General features: G+C 62.1%; 18 protein-coding genes and 2 pseudogenes. 12 read left to right on the plus strand and 8 right to left on the minus strand.

All coding sequences use genetic code 11. From position 1 onward, the window contains the following. Window positions 1-35 precede the first annotated feature (35 nt). Both MVA47_RS01495 and MVA47_RS01500 read right to left on the minus strand, forming a co-directional pair. A pseudogene (locus MVA47_RS01495) lies at window positions 36-2140 on the minus strand (cytochrome c oxidase assembly protein). A gap of 159 nt (window positions 2141-2299) precedes the next feature. Then, entirely contained in the window at window positions 2300-3538 is a 1239-nt protein-coding gene (locus MVA47_RS01500; protein WP_030174600.1) for an Nramp family divalent metal transporter, read from the minus strand. A 202-nt stretch (window positions 3539-3740) separates the two neighbouring features. Between MVA47_RS01500 and MVA47_RS01505 the strand changes: the two genes are divergently transcribed. Then, entirely contained in the window at window positions 3741-4916 is a 1176-nt protein-coding gene (locus MVA47_RS01505; protein ID WP_030174602.1) for an ATP-binding protein, read from the plus strand. A gap of 27 nt (window positions 4917-4943) precedes the next feature. Here the strand turns inward: MVA47_RS01505 and lspA are convergent, their stop codons facing one another. The 3 genes and pseudogenes from lspA to MVA47_RS01520 form a co-directional block, all read right to left on the minus strand. After that, window positions 4944-5471, minus strand: coding sequence for a signal peptidase II (gene lspA / locus MVA47_RS01510; protein ID WP_033336192.1), 528 nt, complete (start codon window positions 5469-5471; stop codon window positions 4944-4946). Beyond that, window positions 5468-7425: pseudogene (locus tag MVA47_RS01515) on the minus strand (heavy metal translocating P-type ATPase). Before MVA47_RS01515 ends, lspA begins: the two are co-directional and overlap by 4 nt. Beyond that, window positions 7418-7801: a helix-turn-helix transcriptional regulator gene (locus MVA47_RS01520; RefSeq protein WP_030174610.1), complete on the minus strand. Its 384-nt coding sequence runs from the start codon at window positions 7799-7801 to the stop codon at window positions 7418-7420. The pseudogene MVA47_RS01515 and the gene MVA47_RS01520 overlap by 8 nt, the downstream one beginning before the upstream one ends. Before the next feature lie 74 nt (window positions 7802-7875). On the opposite strand from MVA47_RS01520, the gene MVA47_RS01525 reads away from it, so the two are divergent. The 3 genes from MVA47_RS01525 (at window position 7876) to MVA47_RS01535 (ending at window position 12217) form a co-directional block, all read left to right on the plus strand. After that, a complete protein-coding gene (locus MVA47_RS01525; protein WP_033336191.1) occupies window positions 7876-10155 on the plus strand; it encodes an efflux RND transporter permease subunit in 2280 nt (759 codons plus the stop codon). 242 nt (window positions 10156-10397) lie between these two features. After that, entirely contained in the window at window positions 10398-10982 is a 585-nt protein-coding gene (locus MVA47_RS01530; RefSeq protein WP_133248733.1) for a hypothetical protein, read from the plus strand. An 821-nt stretch (window positions 10983-11803) separates the two neighbouring features. After that, on the plus strand, window positions 11804-12217 hold the full coding sequence (locus tag MVA47_RS01535) for a hypothetical protein (protein WP_030174626.1): 414 nt from the start codon (window positions 11804-11806) through the stop codon (window positions 12215-12217). A 167-nt stretch (window positions 12218-12384) separates the two neighbouring features. Here MVA47_RS01535 and MVA47_RS01540 read toward each other — a convergent pair whose 3' ends face one another. Both MVA47_RS01540 and MVA47_RS01545 read right to left on the minus strand, forming a co-directional pair. Then, window positions 12385-13077, minus strand: a complete 693-nt coding sequence (locus MVA47_RS01540; protein ID WP_030174630.1) for a GAF and ANTAR domain-containing protein — start codon at window positions 13075-13077, stop codon at window positions 12385-12387. 666 nt (window positions 13078-13743) lie between these two features. Beyond that, on the minus strand, window positions 13744-13983 hold the full coding sequence (locus MVA47_RS01545; protein WP_030174633.1) for a hypothetical protein: 240 nt from the start codon (window positions 13981-13983) through the stop codon (window positions 13744-13746). 282 nt (window positions 13984-14265) lie between these two features. On the opposite strand from MVA47_RS01545, the gene MVA47_RS01550 reads away from it, so the two are divergent. Further along, window positions 14266-14547, plus strand: a complete 282-nt coding sequence (locus MVA47_RS01550) for a histone-like nucleoid-structuring protein Lsr2 (protein WP_247206391.1) — start codon at window positions 14266-14268, stop codon at window positions 14545-14547. A 74-nt stretch (window positions 14548-14621) separates the two neighbouring features. On the opposite strand, the gene MVA47_RS01555 is transcribed toward MVA47_RS01550, so the two are convergent. Beyond that, window positions 14622-14978 carry an STAS domain-containing protein gene (locus MVA47_RS01555; RefSeq protein ID WP_247206392.1) on the minus strand — a complete coding sequence of 119 codons (357 nt, stop codon included), beginning with the start codon at window positions 14976-14978 and terminating at the stop codon, window positions 14622-14624. A gap of 485 nt (window positions 14979-15463) precedes the next feature. On the opposite strand from MVA47_RS01555, the gene MVA47_RS01560 reads away from it, so the two are divergent. The 7 genes from MVA47_RS01560 to MVA47_RS01590 all read left to right on the plus strand — a co-directional run bounded on the left by MVA47_RS01560 (window position 15464) and on the right by MVA47_RS01590 (window position 20662). Beyond that, window positions 15464-16402: an amidohydrolase family protein gene (locus MVA47_RS01560; protein WP_247206393.1), complete on the plus strand. Its 939-nt coding sequence runs from the start codon at window positions 15464-15466 to the stop codon at window positions 16400-16402. Between the two features lie 294 nt (window positions 16403-16696). Next, window positions 16697-17191: a hypothetical protein gene (locus MVA47_RS01565; RefSeq protein ID WP_156045721.1), complete on the plus strand. Its 495-nt coding sequence runs from the start codon at window positions 16697-16699 to the stop codon at window positions 17189-17191. 117 nt (window positions 17192-17308) lie between these two features. Beyond that, a complete protein-coding gene (locus MVA47_RS01570; protein WP_030174646.1) occupies window positions 17309-17851 on the plus strand; it encodes a helix-turn-helix domain-containing protein in 543 nt (180 codons plus the stop codon). 12 nt (window positions 17852-17863) lie between these two features. Continuing rightward, window positions 17864-18253 (plus strand): PIN domain-containing protein, encoded by a 390-nt coding sequence (locus MVA47_RS01575; protein ID WP_247206394.1) that lies wholly within the window; start codon window positions 17864-17866, stop codon window positions 18251-18253. A gap of 11 nt (window positions 18254-18264) precedes the next feature. Further along, window positions 18265-18438 carry a hypothetical protein gene (locus MVA47_RS01580; protein WP_247206395.1) on the plus strand — a complete coding sequence of 58 codons (174 nt, stop codon included), beginning with the start codon at window positions 18265-18267 and terminating at the stop codon, window positions 18436-18438. Window positions 18439-18766: 328 nt separating this feature from the next. Then, complete coding sequence (locus MVA47_RS01585; protein ID WP_030174651.1) at window positions 18767-20077, plus strand: acyl-CoA dehydrogenase family protein; 1311 nt, start codon at window positions 18767-18769, stop codon at window positions 20075-20077. Window positions 20078-20212: 135 nt separating this feature from the next. Then, window positions 20213-20662, plus strand: a complete 450-nt coding sequence (locus MVA47_RS01590; protein WP_030174654.1) for an Rrf2 family transcriptional regulator — start codon at window positions 20213-20215, stop codon at window positions 20660-20662. Window positions 20663-20679: the final 17 nt, after the last annotated feature.

Consider the following 20679-nt stretch of genomic DNA (forward strand, 5'->3'; position numbering starts at 1 on the left):
GCCGACGTGGTTGACAAACACTTGGGCCTACAACTCTAGCGACGCTCAGGGGTTTCTGACTGCGTGGCCGCTGGCGGGCTCTGCGGCGCTGTGGCAGCGGCGGTAGCGGCCGAATCCGTTACGGTCGCCGGGCCGGCTGAGGTACCGGCCATCTGCGCCAGCATCGCGTTGTAGCTGACCAATTGCGCATCGCCCTCGCGATCCTCGCGGCGATCAAAGCCGGTGGCCTGGCGCTGATCCTGGCGAGACCACTGGACCAGCAACGCCAACATCACGAGCACCAAAGGGATTTCACCGGCCGCCCATGCGATACCTCCACCTAAACGCTGATCGCTCATCAGATCCGGGTTCCACGGCAACATCAGACTGTTGTAGTAGGTGCGGGCAATGACGCTGTCGGTACTCATCAACGCAACACCGAAGAAAGCGTGAAAAGGCAACGAGCCGAACACCATCGCCAGTTTTGCGACCGGGGAAAGCCTCCGCGGGGCAGGGTCGATCCCGATCACCACCCAGTAGAACAGGTAACCGCTGAGCAGAAAATGCAGATTCATCGCGACGTGCGCCGCATGGTATTCGGTGAGGACGTCGAACAGCCCACCGAGGTACAGCACGTAATAGCTACCGACGAACAGCACCGACGCCACCAAAGGATGGGTCAGAAACCGCGAGAACGGGCTGTGCAGCAGGGACAGGATCCACTCGCGTGGGCCCGGGGGAGAGGACCGGCCAGCCGGCGCAATGGCCCGCAGCGCCAGCGTCACCGGGCCGCCGAGGACCAGGAGCACCGGCGCCAGCATCGACAACATCATGTGCGCGATCATGTGAATGCTGAACAGTGCCGGAGCATACTTGCCCAGGCCTGAAGAGGTCGCGAAGAGCACTGCGGCACAACCCAGCAGCCATGCGATGGTGCGTCCCACCGGCCAGGCATCACCGCGTGTGCGGAGCCGGTAGACCCCCGCAGGTACAGGGCGGCCATCACGATCGCGAGGGTGCCGAACAGCAGATCGAAGCGCCAACCGACGACGATCTCCCCGAACGTGGGTGCTCGGTCGAGGCTGTACCCGAGGATCAGTTCGGTCGCCGGCATGTCTGCGGGATTCACATTCTCTGGCGGCGGTGTCCGCGACAACCCGACCGCGATCCCGAAGGTCGCTGCGAAGATCAGCAGTTCGACGACGGCGAAGCGGATCAATGGTTGACGGTCACCCCCGTTGCTGGTCACCGCCGGGATAGTGGTGCGCCGGTGCCAGGCACCACAACCACCCAGTAGGAGCAGCGCTGCGACTTTCACCAGGATCAGCTGCCCGTAGGTGGTGCTGAACAATTGGTCCAGGTGTACCCGGATGAGTGCGTTGATGACTCCACTGGCTCCGACGACGACCAGGCACCACAGGGCAATTCGGGAGTAGCGCCGGACCGCGAGTGCGGTGAAGTGGCCGTGTCCGCGAGCATAAACGAGGACGGCGAACAGACCGCCCATCCAGATGCATGCGCCCACGATGTGCAGGATCAGGCTATTGGTCGCGATGTCGTGGCTGCCGCCGGTCGAGGAGTGGCCGGCCAGGGCTGTGGGCATCAGGGTCAGCAGAGCCAGCGGGAACGCGACCAGCGTCCACGTCCAGCGCAGCGTGATCCGGGCAACAACCGCGCACATCAGGGCGAACAGCGCTGTCCAGAGCCAGGATCGGGCGTCGGCGACCTGGCCGACCGCTGTGATCAGCCGGTCCACCGACACCACTTCCGATATCGCGAAGCCGGTCGTGTCCGAGACGGTCAACGGGACCATCAGCAGTGCGCACACCATCCACACCATCGCGCCCACAGCAGCAGACCGCAGCGCGCGGTAGCCGCCGACGTCGAGGATTCCGTTTGATTGTGGGGGGACGAAGAACGCGGCGAACAGTGTTCCACCGACAGCGACCACTGCACCGATCTCACCGATGGTCTGCACCGCGGGCAGCCCGTAGCGAGTCAGAATGCCGGGATCGCCGACCCCCACTAGATCCAGGACGGTACTGGCAGAAATGGCCGTTACCGCAATGGCCACAGCGGCCCCGACCCAGGCCAGCGCCCATCCGATGCTCGCTGCTGCCGCGCGTCGAACGTTGATCGAATCGGCCGGCGGTGTGCTCATCCCATCAGCGTAGGCACCGGGGCGAACCTGGAGAAATCGCCGATGGTCGACGCCGATGGTCGAGCATCGGGAGTGGCGGTGCAGGAGCGTCAGTGTGGGCGAAGGCGGGCTGCTGCCACGGCAACCGTGCACGGTGGTCGAGCGGTAGCGATCGCTGCTTTAGCCCAGGACAGTGAGATAGATCAAGGCAACATTCAAGACAATGATCACCGCCGCGGTGAGCCAGGCGAGTGAGCTGGTGACGTGGTGATTGGTGTCCTCACCCATCAGTGCGCGGTCACTGGTAAATCGCACCAGGGGAACTAAGGCGAAGGGGATGCCGAACGACAAGATGACCTGAGACACGATCAGGGCCTGGGTGGGGTCGATGCCCACGGCAAGGATGGCGATGGCGGGAATCAAGGTGACCAGCCGCCGCACCACGATCGGTATCCGGCGCTGCAGCAACCCGTCCATGATCATGGCGCCGGCATAGGCGCCGACAGATGTCGATGCCAGTCCAGAAGCAAGAAGACCCAATGCGAATAGCAATGCCACGACTGGTCCGAGGGTGTCCCCGATGGCCTCGTGGGCGCCTTCGATGGTGTCGACGTCGTCTCTGCCTTGCAGGTTGGTTGCTGCTAGCAGGAGCATCGACATGTTGACTGCTCCTGCCAAGAGCATGGCCAGTGCCACATCGACGCGGGTCACCCGGAGCAGTCGTCGCCGCAGTGGTCCAGGCCCGTTGACACCGTGGCGGTCCCGTACCAGTCCCGAATGCAGATACACAGCATGCGGCATGACCGTGGCACCGAGCATCGCCGCTGCCAGCATCACGCTCTCGGTTCCTTCGAAACGTGGAATGAGGCCCTCAGCTGCCGCTGCCGGCGATGGTGGTTCAACGACCACACTGGTGAGGAACCCAATCGCGATGACTGCCAACAACCCAATGATGACCCGCTCGAACGGGCGTTGGCCGCTGCGGTCTTGCACCAGCAACAGCCCCATCGAGACCAGCCCGGTGATCACCCCACCTACCAGCAACGGCAGATCGAACAACAGGTTCAACGCAATGGCGCCGCCGACCACTTCGGCCAAATCGGTCGCCATCGCCACCAGCTCGGCCTGTACCCAATACCCGAGCCGAGTCGAACGAGAAGAGCGGCCGCGCACCGCTTCGGGCAACGACATGCCCGTGACCACACCCAACTTCGCCGACAGATACTGCACCAGCCCGGCCATCACATTCGCGGCCACGATGACCCACACCAGCAAATACCCGAACTCTGCGCCAGCGCTGATGTTCGATGCGACGTTGCCGGGATCGACATAGGCGATTGCCGCGACGAAAGCAGGCCCGAGCAGCGTGGAACTCACCCGAACCCGGGCCAGCCGGGGACGCACTCCACTCGTTGCCACCACAGCGCCCTCCTGTTCGATGCCCCGCAGTCTAATGGCTAGCCGAAACTATATATTCGGCCAGCCGAAGTTGCCGCGCGGAGGATTTATGTCGGCGGTGGCGGCCCGGTACGTACTGCAAGCGGGCGGGCGGACGCTAAGGCCGTATCGGCTCGTATAAGAATCCGCGTTATACACCCCGATACTTTGCTAGTGTCTGCTGGTGGAATCTGGTCTCAATCCCTTCACGCCCGGGTCGGGTACTCGTCCGCCTGAGCTGGTGGGTCGTGCCCGGGAGTTGGAGCGTTTCGATCTGCTGGTCGCCCGGGCCAAGCAACGCCACTATGACCGGGGGCTGATGTTGCAAGGACTGCGGGGAGTCGGCAAGACCACGTTGCTGGCGACCATGGCTGACCAAGCGCGGCGCAACGATTGGGTCGTTGTGGAGGTCGAAGCGCAGACGAGTCAGGAAGGCGCCGAAGCGCTGCGTAGGCGGATTTCTAAAGACGTCACCCGGGCGCTTAGGCGCCGCAAGTTCGCACGGGCAATTGCAGATCGGCTTCGGGCGATGACCGAGGAGTTTTCGGTGTCGGCGACTGCATTCGGCACCGGGGTCAGTGTGTCGAAAGCCGCACCACCGTCGCAGGCATCATTGGGAGTCGAGTTCGAAGATCTCGTCGAAGAGTTGTGCGATGAACTCCGCAAGGAGGGCAACGCATTCGGGTTGTTCGTCGACGAGATGCAGGAGCTCGAGGCGCCGCTGCTACAAGTGTTGCTAGCAACCCAGCACCGTGCCGCGCAACGGGGCTGGCCGTTCTTCGTGGTCGGTGCGGGACTTCCGAACCTCCCCCAGGTGCTAGCTGATGCACGGTCCTACGCCGAACGCCAATTTGACTACCGCACCATCGGACCTGTGTCCAACGATGAGGCGCGGGCGGCCATCGTCGCACCGATTTCTCGGCTGGGTCAGGCCGTTTCCGACGAGGCCGCTGATTATGTGGTCACTGCCAGTGCCGGCTACCCGTATTTCCTGCAAGTCTTTGGCTACGAATTGTGGCGTGCGGCAACAGAATCACCGTTCAGGCTGCTTGAAGCCGAAGATGCGGTGAGCACCGGCCACGCCTCTCTTGATGCCGGGTTTTATAGCTCGCGGTGGCTTCGTGCGACCGAGACCGAACGGCGGTATTTACACGCCATGGCGGTGAGCGGCACCGATCAACCGCGGTCGTCTGCGATCGCCACAGCGCTGGGCAGCTCCATGCAGTCGGTGGCACCGCACCGCGACGCCTGTATCAAAAAAGGCCTGATCTGGGCGCCTGAACGCGGAGTTGTGGCATTCACCGTTCCGGGTATGGCCGAATTCATTCGCCGCCAGAACAACACTGGTGCGGCGCACTGACCCTCCAGGTGGTGGGCCAGTAGCGATTTAGTTGTTGTTCTCGGACATGCGGGTAGCGCCGGGTTCGAACAGAACAGTGAGGACCAGGACGACTACGCCGCAGGTGATGTAAGTGTCGGCGAGGTTGAAGGTGGGCCACCACCCGGTATGGAAGTAGTCGGTGACTTTGCCGTCGAGGAGACGGTCGATGACGTTGGCGGCGGCGCCAGCGACAATGGCGGCGAAGCTGACGGTCTGCAGCGTTCGTTGCTCAGATGCGGTGCGCCAGGCATAGATGGCAAAGCCGAGGGTGATGAGGCTGGTGAGGGCGAGGATCACCGCGGTGGGCAGCTGGTTGCCGAGGCTGAAAGCGACCCCGGTGTTGTAGGCGAGGTCGAGTTGGAGCAACCCGAGGTCAACGGTTCGGCCGTCGGACAGGGTGTTGCGGGCGATGGGATCGAGGATGAGTGCGACGGCGGCCAAGGTGGCAGTGACCGCGACCAGGACTCGCCGCCGTTGTGCTGATGCGGTGACGATCGACTGATCGTGGTCGGCGGCGTTGTCGTCAATGTTCATTGTGTGGTCTTTGCTAGTGGGCGGTCGGTGGTCGTCGAGTTGTCGGGCAGGTGCAGACGTGTGGTGCGTCCCGCGCGCACCCCGTTGCCGATGACGACGATCTCGGCGATTTCATGAACGAGGACAACCGCGGCAAGGCCTAGGACACCGAACAGGGCCAGGGGCATCAGGACGGTGATGATGGCCAGGGAGAGGCCCACATTTTGCAGCATGATGGTGCGTGATCGGCGGGCGTGGGTAAGAGCTGAAGGCAGATGACGTAGATCCTCGCCCATCAGTGCGACGTCTGCGGTTTCGATCGCGACGTCGGTGCCCATGGCGCCCATGGCGATGCCCAAATCGGCGGTGGCCAGAGCGGGGGCGTCGTTGACGCCGTCGCCCACCATGGCGGTGGGTTGGTGGGCGCGCAGCGTGTTGATGATGCGGGCTTTGTCCTCTGGCCGTAGATCGGCGTGCACGTTCTCAATGCCGGCTTGTTCGGCCAGCGCGGCGGCGGTGCGCGCGTTGTCGCCGGTGAGCATGGCCACCGAGTAGCCATCGCGGCGTAGACCAGCAACCACGGTGGGTGCTTCGGGCCGAAGTTCATCGCGCACGGCAATGGCGCCGATGACGGTGCCGTCGCGTTCGATGAGTACGGCGGTGGCACCTGCTCGTTGCATGCGATCGATGTCATCGGTCAAGGCGCCAGCCTCGATCCAGCCGGGCCGTCCCAGCCGAACAGGGTGGCCCTCGACAGATCCGACGAGGCCGGCGCCGGTGACCGCGTCGACGTCGTCGGCGGGAGTGACCGGGTCAGCGGCGGCCAAAATCGCCCGGGCGAGGGGATGTTCACTGCGCGCTTCGAGCGCCGCAGCGACGGTAAGTACCTCGGCGCGTGAGGCACCACCGGTGGTTGCGATCTCGACGACTGAGGGTTGATTGCGGGTCAGGGTGCCGGTTTTGTCGAGCGCAACGGTACGGATTCGGCCGAGCGCCTCGAGGGCGGCGCCCCCTTGATCAAGACACCGAGTTTGGAGGCGGCCCCGATCGCGGCGACCACGGTCACTGGTATGGCGATTGCCAGCGCGCACGGCGAGGCAGCGACCAGCACCACCAGGGCCCGTTCAACCCACACTCGCGGGTCTCCGAGCGCACTGCCAACCCCGGCGATGACACCGGCAGCGATCATCACTGAGGGAACCAACGGGCGGGCGATCTTGTCGGCCAACCGCTGGGCCTGGCCTTTGCGGGACTGTTCGGCCTCGACGATCCGCACAATCTTGGCCAGAGAATTGTCGCGTGCAGCAGCAGTGACCGTCACTTCCAGGACGCCGGTGCCATTGATGAAACCGGCGTAGACCTCGCTACCGGGTCCCGCTTCGGTTGGAACCGACTCACCGGTGATCGCCGAGGTGTCGAGCGCAGTGTGCCCGGAACTGATCGTGCCGTCCGTGGCAAGGCGTTCACCGGGTTTGACGATCATGGTGTCGCCGACCACGAGGTCGGTGGGGGACACGACAAGTTCACGGCCACCGCGTCGCACGGTGGCGGTGTCAGGCACCAGCGAGAGCAGTGCCCGCAAGCCGCGGCGGGTCCTGGTAACGGCGTATTCCTCGAGTCCTTCGCTGATCGCGAACAGAAAAGCGAGCATGGCCGCCTCGCCGACTTCCCCGAGCACGACCGCCCCGACCGCGGCGATGGTCATCAAGGTGCCGACCCCGATCTTGCCTCGGGCTAGTCGGCGCAGTGTTGAAGGCACAAAGGTATAGCCGGCGATGACCAGCGCACCTACTTGCAGTCCCAGCTCCACATACTGCGGTCCCTCGGCCACGCTGCTGATCAAAGCTGCCACGAGCAGTGCCCCGGCAACGATCGCAGCTCTGATCTCTACGACCTGCCACCACCGCGCGAGGTCGGCTTCTGCTCCATCGTCATCGGGGGCTTCGTCATGGCCGCAGCCGCACGCATCACTCATCGCCGACCACCCCAGATGCAATACCGTAATTCGGGCACAACGTGACCGCATTACCCGTTGCTGCCAGCAAGGTTTCCGCTGACGCCAGCAGATCCATCAGTTCAGGGCGCGAGAGTGAATAGAACACCTGACGGCCCTGCGGCCGGCCCTGTACGAGGCCGCAATCACGTAAACACCCCACGTGCGCTGACACCGTCGACTGCGCCAAACCGAGCTCGGCCACCAAGTCAGCCACCCGGGCCTCCCCGCCGGCCAGTTGCCGCACGATAGCCAAACGTGTTGCGTCCGAGAGACTATGGAACAGCGCAACTGCTGCATCGACACTTGAGTCCGCGCCTCCTGTAGCCGGCACACACCCCTCACTTTTAATCGCCATGCGACGATGATAGCCGTTGTCACCGATCTTCAAAAGGTCTATTCATCGTTGATATTCGATGTTATCGTCCGAATATGGTGAAAGTCACAGTGGCGACGCGGCCACGCATCGGTCTAGCCCCTGGCTCGGTGTTGTCTCGGTGGGGCAGATGGGTGAGCCGGCGGCGGTGGCCGGTCCTGGTGAGCTGGGCGTTGATCATCGTGGTCTGCGCCATGGCGTTTGCGCCATTGGAGCGGCGCTTGACGGCAATGGATTTCGGGATTGCCGGGTCTGAGTCCGAACACGTCGACGCGGTCTTGGCGCAGCATTTTCCTCAGTTGGGAGCCGAGCAGGATGTCATCGTCTACGACGGTGCCGGCGTGTCTGTGGATAGCCCTGAGTTCCGTCAGGTTGTCGACCAGGCGGTCGCGGCAGCTCGCTCGGTGGAGGGTGCGCGCGAGGTGACTAGTCCCTACGACGTCGGTGGGGAACAGATGGTGTCGCCGAATGACCGTGGTGTAGCTGTCGGGCTGGTCGGTATCGACGGTGACATGGCCGACCGGGCCATGGTGGCACGCACCCTCCAACATGAGCTGTCACGCTTTGAGACCGCACAGATCAAGGTTGCAGTCACCGGCTACTCATTAATCCAAAACGACGCAACCGAGATCCAGAACAGCGACGCGCAACGGGCAGAAATGATCGGTATCCCAGTGGCTTTGATTCTGCTGGTCATTGCACTGGGTGCGGTGACTGCCGCGGTGGTGCCGGTTGTGGCGGCGCTGGTGGGATTATTGCTCACGGCCGGCACGTTGTTTGTCCTCACCGCGGTGACCGACTTTGACTCGCTGACGATGTCGGTGGCCACGATGATCGGCATCGGAGTAGGTATCGACTACGCCATGTTCATCGTCAGCCGATACCGCGAAGAACTCAACGCCGGCGCAATTGTTGACCGCTCCGACCAAGACAAGATCGACGCCGCCGTCGCCCGCACCCTGGCAACCACTGGCCGCACGATCCTGTCGTCGGGGGTGATCGTGATGATTTCCCTGGCCTCGCTGGTCGTCATCCCAGCCCCCATCTTCCGTGGAATTGCCATCGGCGTCGCTACGGCAGTCACCGCCATGCTCGTCGTCGGCTTATGCCTGCTGCCTGCATTGTTGGCCGTGCTCGGCCCCAGAATCAACTGCGGGCAAACGCCACGCCGATGGCAACCCGCCGAACTATCAGCGGACCTGGCCGACGCCGCCCGGACACGGTGGGGCCAGTGGGCCTACCGAATCATGAAACGACCGGCGCTCTACGGCAGCATCGCCGTAGCGATCCTGCTACTTGCGGCGCTCCCGCTGACAGGCATTCGCTACGGGCTGGACATGGGTACAGCCTCACTGTCCGAAACCCCATCGGGGCGAGCCGCAGCCACCCTCACCACGCACTTTCCTCCCGGCGCACTGTCCCCAGTGGAACTCGTAGCCACCGACACCTCCGGCGGGCCACTCACCGACGCCGGCCACAACGCCGTCGCGCGGTACCTCGACCAAGCACAAGCGGATCCGCGGGTGGCTGCCCTCGGACCTTCCACCATCAGTGATGGCCGACTGGCGACCTCGCTGATCCTGTCGGTGCCATTCGATTCCACTGCAGCTACCGACCTCATCACCGACTTGCGAAGCAGCGCACAACAAGTCGGGGCAGACTCGGACATCCTGATCGGTGGCAGCACCGCCGAGTTCGTCGACCTCGACAACGAGATGACCGCCAAACTGCCAATAGTCATCGGCCTGGTGCTGACCGTGTCCTTCGTCTTTCTGATCGTTGCTTTCCGCAGCATCGCACTGCCACTTAAAGCGATACTGATGAACTTGCTGGCCACGGGAGCGGCACTCGGTATCACCGTCGTGGTGTTCCAGTGGGGCATCGGTGAATCGCTGCTCGACTTCAGCAGCCCAGGATTCATCCAAACCTACCTACCGACACTGGTATTCGCCGTCCTATTCGGTCTGTCGATGGACTACGAGGTATTCCTCATCGGCCGGATGCGCGAATACTGGGCCGCCACCGGCGACAACCAACACGCCGTGGCAGCAGGTCTCGCTCACACCGCCCGACCCATCACCGCAGCCGCAGCCATCATGGTCGTCGTCTTCGGCAGCTTCATCACCGCAAACATGCTCGAACTCAAACAGATCGGCTTCGCCCTCGCCATCGCCGTAGCCATCGACGCGCTGCTGGTCAGACTCATCCTCGTACCCGCCCTTATGCGGCTACTCGGACAATGGAACTGGTGGCTCCCGCGACTACCACGTAACTCGGCTAGGGCTGCCCCTGAGGGAACCACACCAATTTCGACTCCTTGTGAACCGCCGGGCTGACCGCGCGTCAGCTGCTAGTGGTTCGATACGCCCGCAAGCTTCGGTGCCAATAGCGACCCACATGCGCACCCCCTTCAACAATCCTCGACACTCATATTCGTCAACGGGCGCAGAAGATTCGGGTGGTTCGATCGAACTTAGACCAAAGAGTTTCCTGCGTCTCCACGCGCCGATTGATTTTGGGGTGCAGCTGTGTGTCGGTAGCGCGCTGTACTCTGTGACCACCGACGAAGGGTGAGATCATGCGCACGCCCGACCATAGACGGCGACCTCACACGCCGAAGGTGAAGTCGCTCGAGGACGCGTTCCGACTAGCGGAACAGCGGCCACGTAGTGAGGTCACGCTTGAGAGTCTGTTCGCCGAGGAGCAGCGCAAATACGACGATCAGCGTATCGGCAACCCTGACCTGGATCCGATCACTCAAGCGGTCCTTGATTTGTGGGTTGCACCGTATGACCCGACGGATAATGAACCACCAGATTCGTACCGCCGTGGTGATATCGACAGCGCAATTGCGCGGGCACAGCAGTGGCACGAAATGAAGACAGTGTCCTCGGTACCGCTCGATGATGACCAGATCATCGCTTGGGTGAAGTTGCATTACAAGCTGGTAGCCCGTGACGTGTTGACTCTGGTTGGTGCGGGCATTACGGCGGCCCAGATGGACATGCGGGTGTGGTTCGGCCGCCTGAACAAAGATCGACCTCGTCTGGTCGACCGATACTTGCAGGGAAGTGTCACTGTCGATCAAATCCACGCGGAGCTTGGCAAGCTCCGCAGCTGGATTGAGGACCGCGCTTTGCATCGCGCAGCCGGACAGAGCTGACCACAACACAGCATCGGTGAACTGCGCCGTCCTCGCGCTGACAGCACCGGCATCAGATTGATCGCGGCCGGTGAAGGCAGCTCCCCACATCACCCCCTGCAACAGGAGTAGTGTTTCGTCACTGGTGACGAAATGGATTGTGCCACAATTGATTACGCCGATAACAATGATTACGTCAGTCTGAACGTGCAGCTGTGCGTCTATCGAGGCTTGCGTGATCGGAGGTGGTATCGATCGATCTGGTAGCTATAGATTGGCGAGATTATCCAGGCTGCGATCTGGCGAACGAGATCTCGATGTCCCCCGCGGGGAAGCTGCCGGTTCATGTGGGAGATGGGCCGCTCCCAGGATGCAGAATTAGCGCCGGAAGGTTTTACTGTGAGCGATGGGTTGACGGCGGCGAGGTAATCGTTGTAGACGCGTGTAACGACATCACGTGGTTGGCTTCGTTCCATCCGCCGGAGCATCCTGGCGTCGGCGGAACGCCAGCTGACCCGGCGAATGTTCCCGAGTTGTTTGGTCTCGAGTCGCCGGGCCCGCTGACATACAAGGTCGTGCCAGCCATCAGGGTCATCAGTTGATGGTGAACTCACCCTTCACGGTTTGTCCATCGTTGACCCAGAGTTCTCGACGGCAACGTGAGTGCGCAGTGCATTATGTCGACAGTCCGCGAAACCTATTGATATGCAATATATTTAGCGTGCCGATAATAGATATTATGTCAAGTAAACTTGACAAGGCGCTGGTGGGTCGTTCGCAGATGTGCTGTGGTGTCATGGATCGGTGGGGCTGAAACCGTGCGCGACTCCGAGACCTGAAGTATGAGCAGCAGCCGCGATCATGACACTGACGTAGATGCCGATGTGGACGCCGACAACGGTCAGCTCCGGCGTGAGCTTGCTTTTAGCGCTCAGCTGGCGGTGGGTTTGCTGTCAGGGATATGCATCGCAGTGTTGGCGGTTGCCTGGTCGATGAACGGTCTACGCGACATACTGAACGTTCCCGAGTTGGCATCGGTGCCGATCAACGATCCACCGCCCAACATTCCTGGACCGACCATCACCTACTGGCTCGCGTGGGCGATCCCATCCCTGGTCGTCTACAGCCTCGGCGCAATACTCTTCTGGCGGTGGAAACCACTACGCTGGTTAATCGTCAGCTTCATGATCGGCTTTGTCGCGGTCAGCCTCCTGTGTATCCCGCTCATCATTTACATAGACGTCACCGGGTTCTAGGTCGGGTTTACTAACGCCGTTCAAACTGCTGCAAACCCGCCGGGAAGATACCTTCTGTCAAGTAAACATGACAACCGCTGGTAGGAGGGCCGTTCAAGCCCCTTAGTTCGGTGCCTGTCCGGCCGAGGCCGCACCGATAGGTGTTGATGTCGGCGTGTGATTCGAGGTCAGGCGCCGGGGCCGGCGTCGATGACATATTGAGCGATGACGGCGAGTTTGATGTTGCGTTCTTGCGACATACGGGCCAACAGCTGAAAGGCTTGGGAGTCGTCGATCGCGTAGCGCTGTATGAGCATGCCTTTGGCTTGACCGATGGTGTCGCGGGTGGTCAATGCTGTTCGGATTTGGTCGTTTTCGTAGACCGATGCCATTTCCACGGCGGCGTGGGCGGCGAACAGTTCCCCCAGGGATCGGGCCTGTGCATCGAACGAATTAGGGGTGGTGCTGTGGACGTTCAACGCGCCGAAGCTGCCGTCCTCGCTGACGAACAGGGTGAAACAGACCATCGCTGCGATACCGAGACTGGCGGCGGCGTGGGCAAACTCGGGCCATCGGGTCTCAGTGGCCATGTCATCGACCCAGACCGCTGTCTCGGTGCCCGCCGCGGCGTCAAGGCACGGCCCCTGCCCTAGCTGCTGCTGCACACTGTCGCACTGGCGGGCCAGATCACCCACCGCGACCGGGGTGGTGAGCAGTCCACGCGCTGACACCAGTGTCACGCTCGCATACTCGGCGCCCTCGATGGCCTCGACGGCGGCTTGGGCGATTCGTTGCATCGCCGAGGTCTGGTCCTCGCCGGCAACGCGCAACTGGCGGGCGATCTGCGCCAACCGTTCCGAAACACCGACCTCAGAACTCACCGGACCACCCTCACCTGTTGATTACGACTTCCTCAAAGTACACGAGCGATCACTAATTTCCGTCGCTTGAAGTCGTGTAGATCTTGAACGACGAGACCGGCACGTCAATCGTCCGACCTTCGTGGGCCACCTTCGGTCTGGGTTATTGACGGACGGTGGAGTTCGGCGCCGTGTCCGCCACAGGTATCGGGCAAGGGTTGCCACCGCTACTATCAAAGCCCCGGCCCACAGCCATCGCCACCACGAGGGGTCGGTGAGACTGTCGTAAACGAGGAGCGGAACGAAAGCGACAACAGTGGTAACGACCACCGCTACACCTATTGTTCGCTCGAATGACTTCATTCTCGGACCATCTCGTCGGCCGTCACCCTTCTACATGTCTCAATGTGTAGTTCGCCCCACCGCGGCGATCGGTCCAGCTTCATCGTTCGTCACCGTCGCCTCAACAGTTCAACGTAACTACCGATGTCGTCTTGAACGCAGATCTCCACCAGCCTGACCGGTCAAGGCGGAGCGGTTATCGTGGTCGACTATGGCGAAAAAGACTGCCGTGGAGTACTACGACGACCTTACCGCGCACGTGTGGACATCGATAACCTGCACAGCTAAGCAGCGGCAGGCGCACTCGCTCCACCCCTGGCTGGCTGCAGGTCCGGTGGGATTTGTTTATGGGGTGGTGAACTCGTGGGCGTCGAGGAAGATGAGGGTGCCGTCGTCGAGGGCGATCGCGTAGCGCCGTGGCCGGATCGTGGTGTCGCGATCTAGCTGTGCGACGCCGTCGGCTGGTAGTGGCCCAAAGTCTTCGACCACGACCCCGGCTCCGCCGCCGCTGGCGGGATTGACCTGTACCCGGGTTCCAGCCGACACGGTGGTCTCGGCGGCCGGGGGCCGGTGGTTGGCGCTCATGACTCCAGTATCTCAACAACCCGCCCTCTAGTGCACTACCCCCGCCCTTATCCGCGGTGTGACGGCGCATGCAACTACTCGCCTGACTCGCCCGGCTACCGCCGACGGGGCCACAGGCTTCTCGACGCCCCCGCGTTCGGAACAGGGTGGTGGCTTCGCCTGTGCTCAACCAATGACTTTTACGGTGGTGTGGTTACCGTAGGGCGTTATGGCGCCACGATATGCGATCGAATACATCGACGATCTCGATGACACCCCCTCGATCTAGACGAGGTGCACACGGTGCGGTGGTCGTGGCTCGGGGTGGACTATCACCTCGATACCAGCACCGCGAACCTGGAAAAGATCGAAGCCGGACAGGTATCGCTAGCGACGGTGTTGGCCAAGTCCACGCGGATCGGTGGCCGTGCCCGCTCGACCGCACCCAAACACCACCCCCGCCCCGACACCCCACCACCTGCTGATGGTGGGGTGCGTGTCTGGGCGCGAAGGCAGGGTTACGACATCGCTGAGCGTGGCCGTATCCCCGTGGCGATCACTCGGGCCTACAACGATGCCCACTAATTGTTTGCCGCTCAACGGGTTTCAGTGTGTCCACGTAACCGGGACGGGCGGTGGGCACAGCGACGGTTCCCTTTTCAGCTCAGCGCGTCGATGGCGTCGGCGAGGGTGGAGCAGATCAGAATGAACTCGCCAAGCCCACCTACCTGCAAGGGGGTGTGGGTGGCGCCGCCGGCGACGACAGCGAACCTGCCGGTGGGGCCAACGGCTTGTTTCGCTGCCAAAAGAATGGACATGCCAGCGCTGGCGAGGAACTCTACGTCGGTGAGGTCGATGATCAGCCCAGCCGGGTCACCGGCGGCGATGATGGTGATGGCGTCGGTCAGCTGTTGCGCGGTCAGCAAATCAATACTGCCGGCCACGGTCACAATCACCAGATCCTCGCGGTGAGTCGTGGTGATGGTCACGCTGGAACTGGTGGGGTTTTCGAGCACGCTTGAGACTCTCTTCCGCGAAAGAAATGGGTGGAACACCAACCGCGCACCACACTGTCCGAGCCGCAGCCTCTAGCCACCATCATCATACGAATGTTGGGTGACCCACGGCGGATCGCCTACAGCCTGGTCGCAAGAACGCACCCGAGTATTCAGTCCCCTAGGTGTGACAACCCCACCGGCCACCGCCAACCCGACGCTCACAACCCCGTGTCGTGCATCGCGGTACCCGCGCTCGACCCGTCCCCTGTCGACACCGGCCTGGACACCACCACGAGTCCGAACCGGACGACACCGCCCAACAACCGTATCCACAGGTAGGTATACCGATATGCGACGAACGGGCTGCACCTCAGCAGATTTGACTCACGATGCCTATTCGTCGTCAACAGAATTGACACGGCCTAGGGCCGGGCGTTCGCTCCTCGTCGAGGCAGATCGAGGCAGATCGGGGCCTTCGGCGTCTGTGGCGTGATGGCCGTGTCGTGCCGGCCGTCAGCGATGTGCTCAAGTCTGGCTGTTGGTCCGCTTGTGGCCAGCTTGGGTGCGGTAAGAATGGGCGCATGAAGTGGACCGATACACACGTTCATATTGTCGATTTTCTGCAGCGCCCGGCGGACTGTGACGGTTTGGTTCGATCACTGCGCGACGGCGGCGCGGAACGTGCTGTGGTCTTCGGTCTGCCGGTGAAGAAGAAGTGGTCTACCGCCGAGCCTCTCAAACCTAGTTACTACCTCGATGACAACGCGCCGTGTCACTACCATTCGTTGACCGATGTCCTCGTGCTCGATGCTCTCGCTGTGTTCGATGAAGCCAGCGATCTTCAGGTGGCGCCCTTGATCTGCGGTTTCGACCCGACAGACCGCCTGGCTATCGAGCATCTCGAAGCCGTATGGAGCAGGTCTGACCGCTGGGCCGGCGTCGGTGAGGTATTGCTGCGCCACGACGATCTGACGAACCTGACCCGAGGCGAAACCCCCGTCGCGGACCATCCCGCAATGGACAATGTGCTCAGTTTCTGTGCTGACAAACGGGTTCCCATCTCGGTACATCACGACTCCAGTTCGGCCGGGCGTCCCTCAGAACACGAGTACATCGAGCCGTTCGAGAACGCCATTCGCAAACACCGGGCTACCCGCATCGTGTGGTGCCATGCTGGCGTATCGCGTCGAGTGCATCCCGATGACCAGATTGACCTGGTCGAGGCCCTCCTGTCCCGGCACCGCAATCTGACCGTTGAGCTGTCCTGGATCATTCTTGACGCCATTGTTGACGGCGGCGACGTGAACCCTGACTGGCGTGCATTGATCTGCAAGTTCACCGACCAATTCGTGGTGGGCTCAGACAGCATTGCCGACCCAGACATGATTACCCACCGTGCCGGCCAGATCGATCGGCTGCTGCAAGCGCTCCCCCGTCGGTAGCTCGAGCGGTCGGTACCGATACCGCCGGCGAACTATGGTTCGGTTAACGCCCACTCGCTGACTTGTGGAAATCGGGACTTCCACGGCGGCGTTTGGCGCGCAACGTCCACAATGTCGGTGAATGGTCCGCGGGCCAGGACTGTCGCTGTCGAGTTCACGGTCTGTTCCGTTACTGGTGACGAAACGTAAAGTGCCGCAACAGGTAACGCCCATAAGAGACCTTATGTAAGGTAGAAGCCGGAAAGTCCTGTAAGAGTGGCATATTCGCATACCACTGTTGATAACATTATGTCCGTGAGTAGATCCCGAGCCGACAAGAACCGCGCCCGCAAAGCACGGCTCGCCGCCGACGAACGTCGACGCGAAGAACACGCACGGCTGGTCCTCGAGCGCCACGGCGATCCGCACTATGTCCAGCGAGACGTCGACCCATCGTCAGGCCATGTCACCCTGGCAATGTCTGCGGAGCATCCCCAGGCCGCGGAGATGGCCGGCGCCCTCGAAGCCCTGCGGCGCGACTTCGTGGACCGCTTCGGCCGCAAACCCGGACCGAGCGATCCGCTCCTGGCCGACCCAGATGCCGCCGTGCCTACCCCGCTATCTGCGGATGCGTTCGACGCGATGCTCGATCGACTTGCCGACGGCGTGGACGACCCGGTCGTCAAGGCCAAAGTCCTCGCCAGCAAAGACGTCGGCTACATCCTGACCGAAGACACCTTGCATCTATTTAGTGCCTACGAGATCGACCTTTGGGAAGCAGCACTCGACCGGCACCTCGACGAGCGGTGACCATCGTGCGCGGCGGGCCATCCTCCAGTGGCCGGGGTGGACTTTTCCGACACGATCTGGCATATTCGAACGTATCGAAAGGTCTTTCGTTCTGTTCGTATAGTGAGGTGGTTCGGCATGGCAACACAAACCCAGGCGCTCACATCTGAGACGTTCCTGCCCGAGCATGCTGACCAGCTGGCGCCGGTGTTGAGTTTCTTGCAAGCCCATGAACGGTCAGCGGGGACTACTGCCCAGCCTGCATACGCCCTGGTCGGGGTCGACGAGCACGATCGAATCGAGCTGCCGGAGAACCTTCATCAGGTCCTCAAGCGGGTAGTTGAGGCAATGTCTCAAGGCCGAGCTGTCACCGTGGCGCCGCAGAGCATGACCCTCACGACGCAGCAGGCCGCCGACCTGCTCGGCGTGAGTCGGCCTACTATCGTCCGGTTGATCAACGACGACCAGATCGCCGCCGAGCGGGTTGGCAATCGGCATCGGCTGCTGCTTGACGACGTGCTTGCCTACCGAGATGCCCGTCGGACACGGCAATACGACGCAATTGCGGTGACGTCGGTGCCTATCGACGTCGAGGATGACCCAGAGGTGATCCGACGGCAGCTGCGCGAGGCCCGTAAAGCAGTCGCAGCCCGTCGCAAGACAGCGAAAAAAGCTGGCTGACACAATAAACCCATGTTCGTAGCCGTTCTCGACACCTGCGTACTGTGGCCGAGCCTGCAACGAGACGTCCTGCTCTCACTCGCAGCCGAGAACCTATATCGCCCCCTATGGTCGGACGCCATCCTTGAAGAACTCGAGTTCCACGAGGCGCGCAAACTCGTTGACCGAGGCGCCGATCCGGAACGCGCCGCGGCACGAGCAGCGCACCTCGTAGAGCAGATGGCAGCTGCGTTCGACGATGCCTGCGTCGTTGGCTGGGAGGTGCTCGACGGGTCATTTAGCCTCCCGGATCCAGACGATGAGCACCTCGTGGCAGCAGCTGTCATCGGTGGTGCAGAGGCGATCGTTTCCAACAACATCTCAGACCTCCCCAAGGGAGAGTGCCCGCTCAGATTCAGGTGATCAAACCACCTGTGTTCGTTGCTGACACGGTAGCGGTGTCGCCCGACGCTGCGGTCCGCGCGCTGCGGACGATGATTGGCCGACGCACCAATCCTCCTGAAACACTCGAGCATGTACTCGAAGTACTAGAGCGGCGATACGGCATGGTCGACGCCGTCGAGATGATCCGAGCCGCCGCGAGCTAGATCCAACGAAAGTCGTTGGCGTGCAACCAATAATAGATATTATGTCAAGTAAACTTGACAAGTCACTGGCGGGAGGGTGCGGGGCCGCAGAGTCGGCGCGCGGGCGTCGGGTCTTCATCCGAGGACGGTTGACGAAGCATGGCAGCGCCTGTCCTCTCTGGGGAGGCATTTTCTGTGTGAGCACGTCGCAACCTGCTGCAATGCGGCAGTAACCAAACCAAACCGGTATCGGAAATACCGATTTGCGAATCTGGCTCAGATCATCGCAGGAGCAACGGGGCCCGTCGGTGGTCGGATGGCCGATCTCTACTAAAACATGGAGTTAGACATGAGCATCAATTTCACAATGTCCACCGAACAACGAAAGTTGCAACACGAGGTGCGCGAGTTCTCCGAGAACGTTCTCGCACCGGTGATCGCCGAGGCGGACGCAGAACCCAACCCGCTCATCGGGTTTCAGATGACCAAGCCCGCCTACATCGAGTCCTACCATGCCGGTATCGCCATGTGCATGCTCCCCATGCAGTATGGCGGCGGCGGTGTGTCCTGCGTCGATCTGGTGATCGCGGCCGAGGAGATTTGCGTTGTGGATCCCGGATTTGCCTGTACGGTCCTGTGCAACGGGCTCGGACTGATGCCCGTGGCGTGGTACGGCAGCGATGAGCAGAAGGAGAAGTTCCTCACCGCGGCGACGTCCGACCCCACCGGCGAGTACCTGGGTGGCTGGACCGCCAGCGAACCGCCCGGGAATCCTGCCGGGACAGCGAACTTCGACATCCAGCTGCCGCGGCCCGCCGGTGTCGGCCTGACTGCCGTGCGCGACGGCGACGACTACATCGTCAACGGTCGCAAGTACTGGCCCTCATCGGCGGGCTGGGACGAGCGCGGCGTGAATGCCGGCACACTGATCGTCCGCACCGACTCAGACAAGGGCGGCACCGAGGGTCTGTCCGCGCTGATCCTCGAGCGCGACACTCCCGGCGTCACCTTCAAGCATCTCGACAAGATCGGGCATCGATTGGCCTCCAATGCCGAGATCGTTTTCGAAGACGCCCGAATCCCGGCCGCGAACCTGCTGCCTGGCGCCGTAGGCAACGGCGACCTGGTCATCAACCGCAACTTCGCCTGGTCAGGCCCGGTCGCGGCGATCGCCGCCGTCGGAATGGCACGCGCTGCCTACGAGATGGCACTGGACTGGGCCAAGAACAACACCGCGGGCGGATTGCAACCGATCATCGGTTTCCAGAACGTTGGCTACGTCCTCGGGGACGTGGCATCCAAGATCGAGATGGCCCGGTACTTCTCCTGGCGCGCAGCTGACTACCTGGACAAGCACGACCAGCATGCAGAATTAGTTGGCGCCATGAACAAGATTCAGGTCACCGAGCTCATGTTTGACTGCGTCTACAAGTGCATGCAGATCGTCGGCGTCAACAGCCTGGAGACCAAGAACGGCTTCGGCAAGCTCCTGCGCGAAGCAGCCGTTCTCCCCATCTACGACGGCGGGAACATGGGTATGCAGCGTCGCCGCGTCCACGGCATCATCGCAGACCCCGCCTTCAACCCGCGCGCGATCATGGAAGACGAGTACGTACGCTTCGGCAAAGAACACGAGAGTATCGGCACCATCGCTGGCTGATGCCCCACACAGTTGGGGCCAGCCGGTAGGGACCCATCTCACCGGCTGGCCCCGGCTCACGTGCCGCTCAGTAAGACGGGACGGTTTCGCGAAGGTAATATTCGGCTGGCGGGCGGCAATGGAGGCACAGCGGGCATGAAGCACACGACTCACGCCGACTACGCACTGCGTGTGCTGCTCTACTTGCGAGTGGCGCCCGGTCGCCGGGGTTCGGTCGGTGACATCGCTGCTGCGCATAAGATTTCGCGTAACCATCTGGACAAGGTCGTCCAACGACTTGCCGGCGCAGGCCTGGTCGAGACAGTCCGTGGCCGAGCCGGTGGCGTGCACCTCGTCCGCGATCCGTCCGAGATCACCGTGGGCGAGATCATGCGGACCATGGAGACGGACTTCGCCGTGGTCGAGTGCCTCGGGCCGGTTCGGTACTGCCGGATTGCAGGTGTCTGTGGTGCCCGTGACGTCTTCAGTAGAGCGCTGGACGCGTATTTCGAGGTTCTCGACGCCTCGACCCTCGAAGAGATCGCCGCCAACGATCACGGCCTGCGCGGCGCGTTGAGCATGACCTTGGGTCGACCCACCAGCTGACGGTCCGGAGGGACGAC

Source organism: Williamsia sp. DF01-3, assembly GCF_023051145.1.
Classification (GTDB): Bacteria; Actinomycetota; Actinomycetes; order Mycobacteriales; family Mycobacteriaceae; genus Williamsia.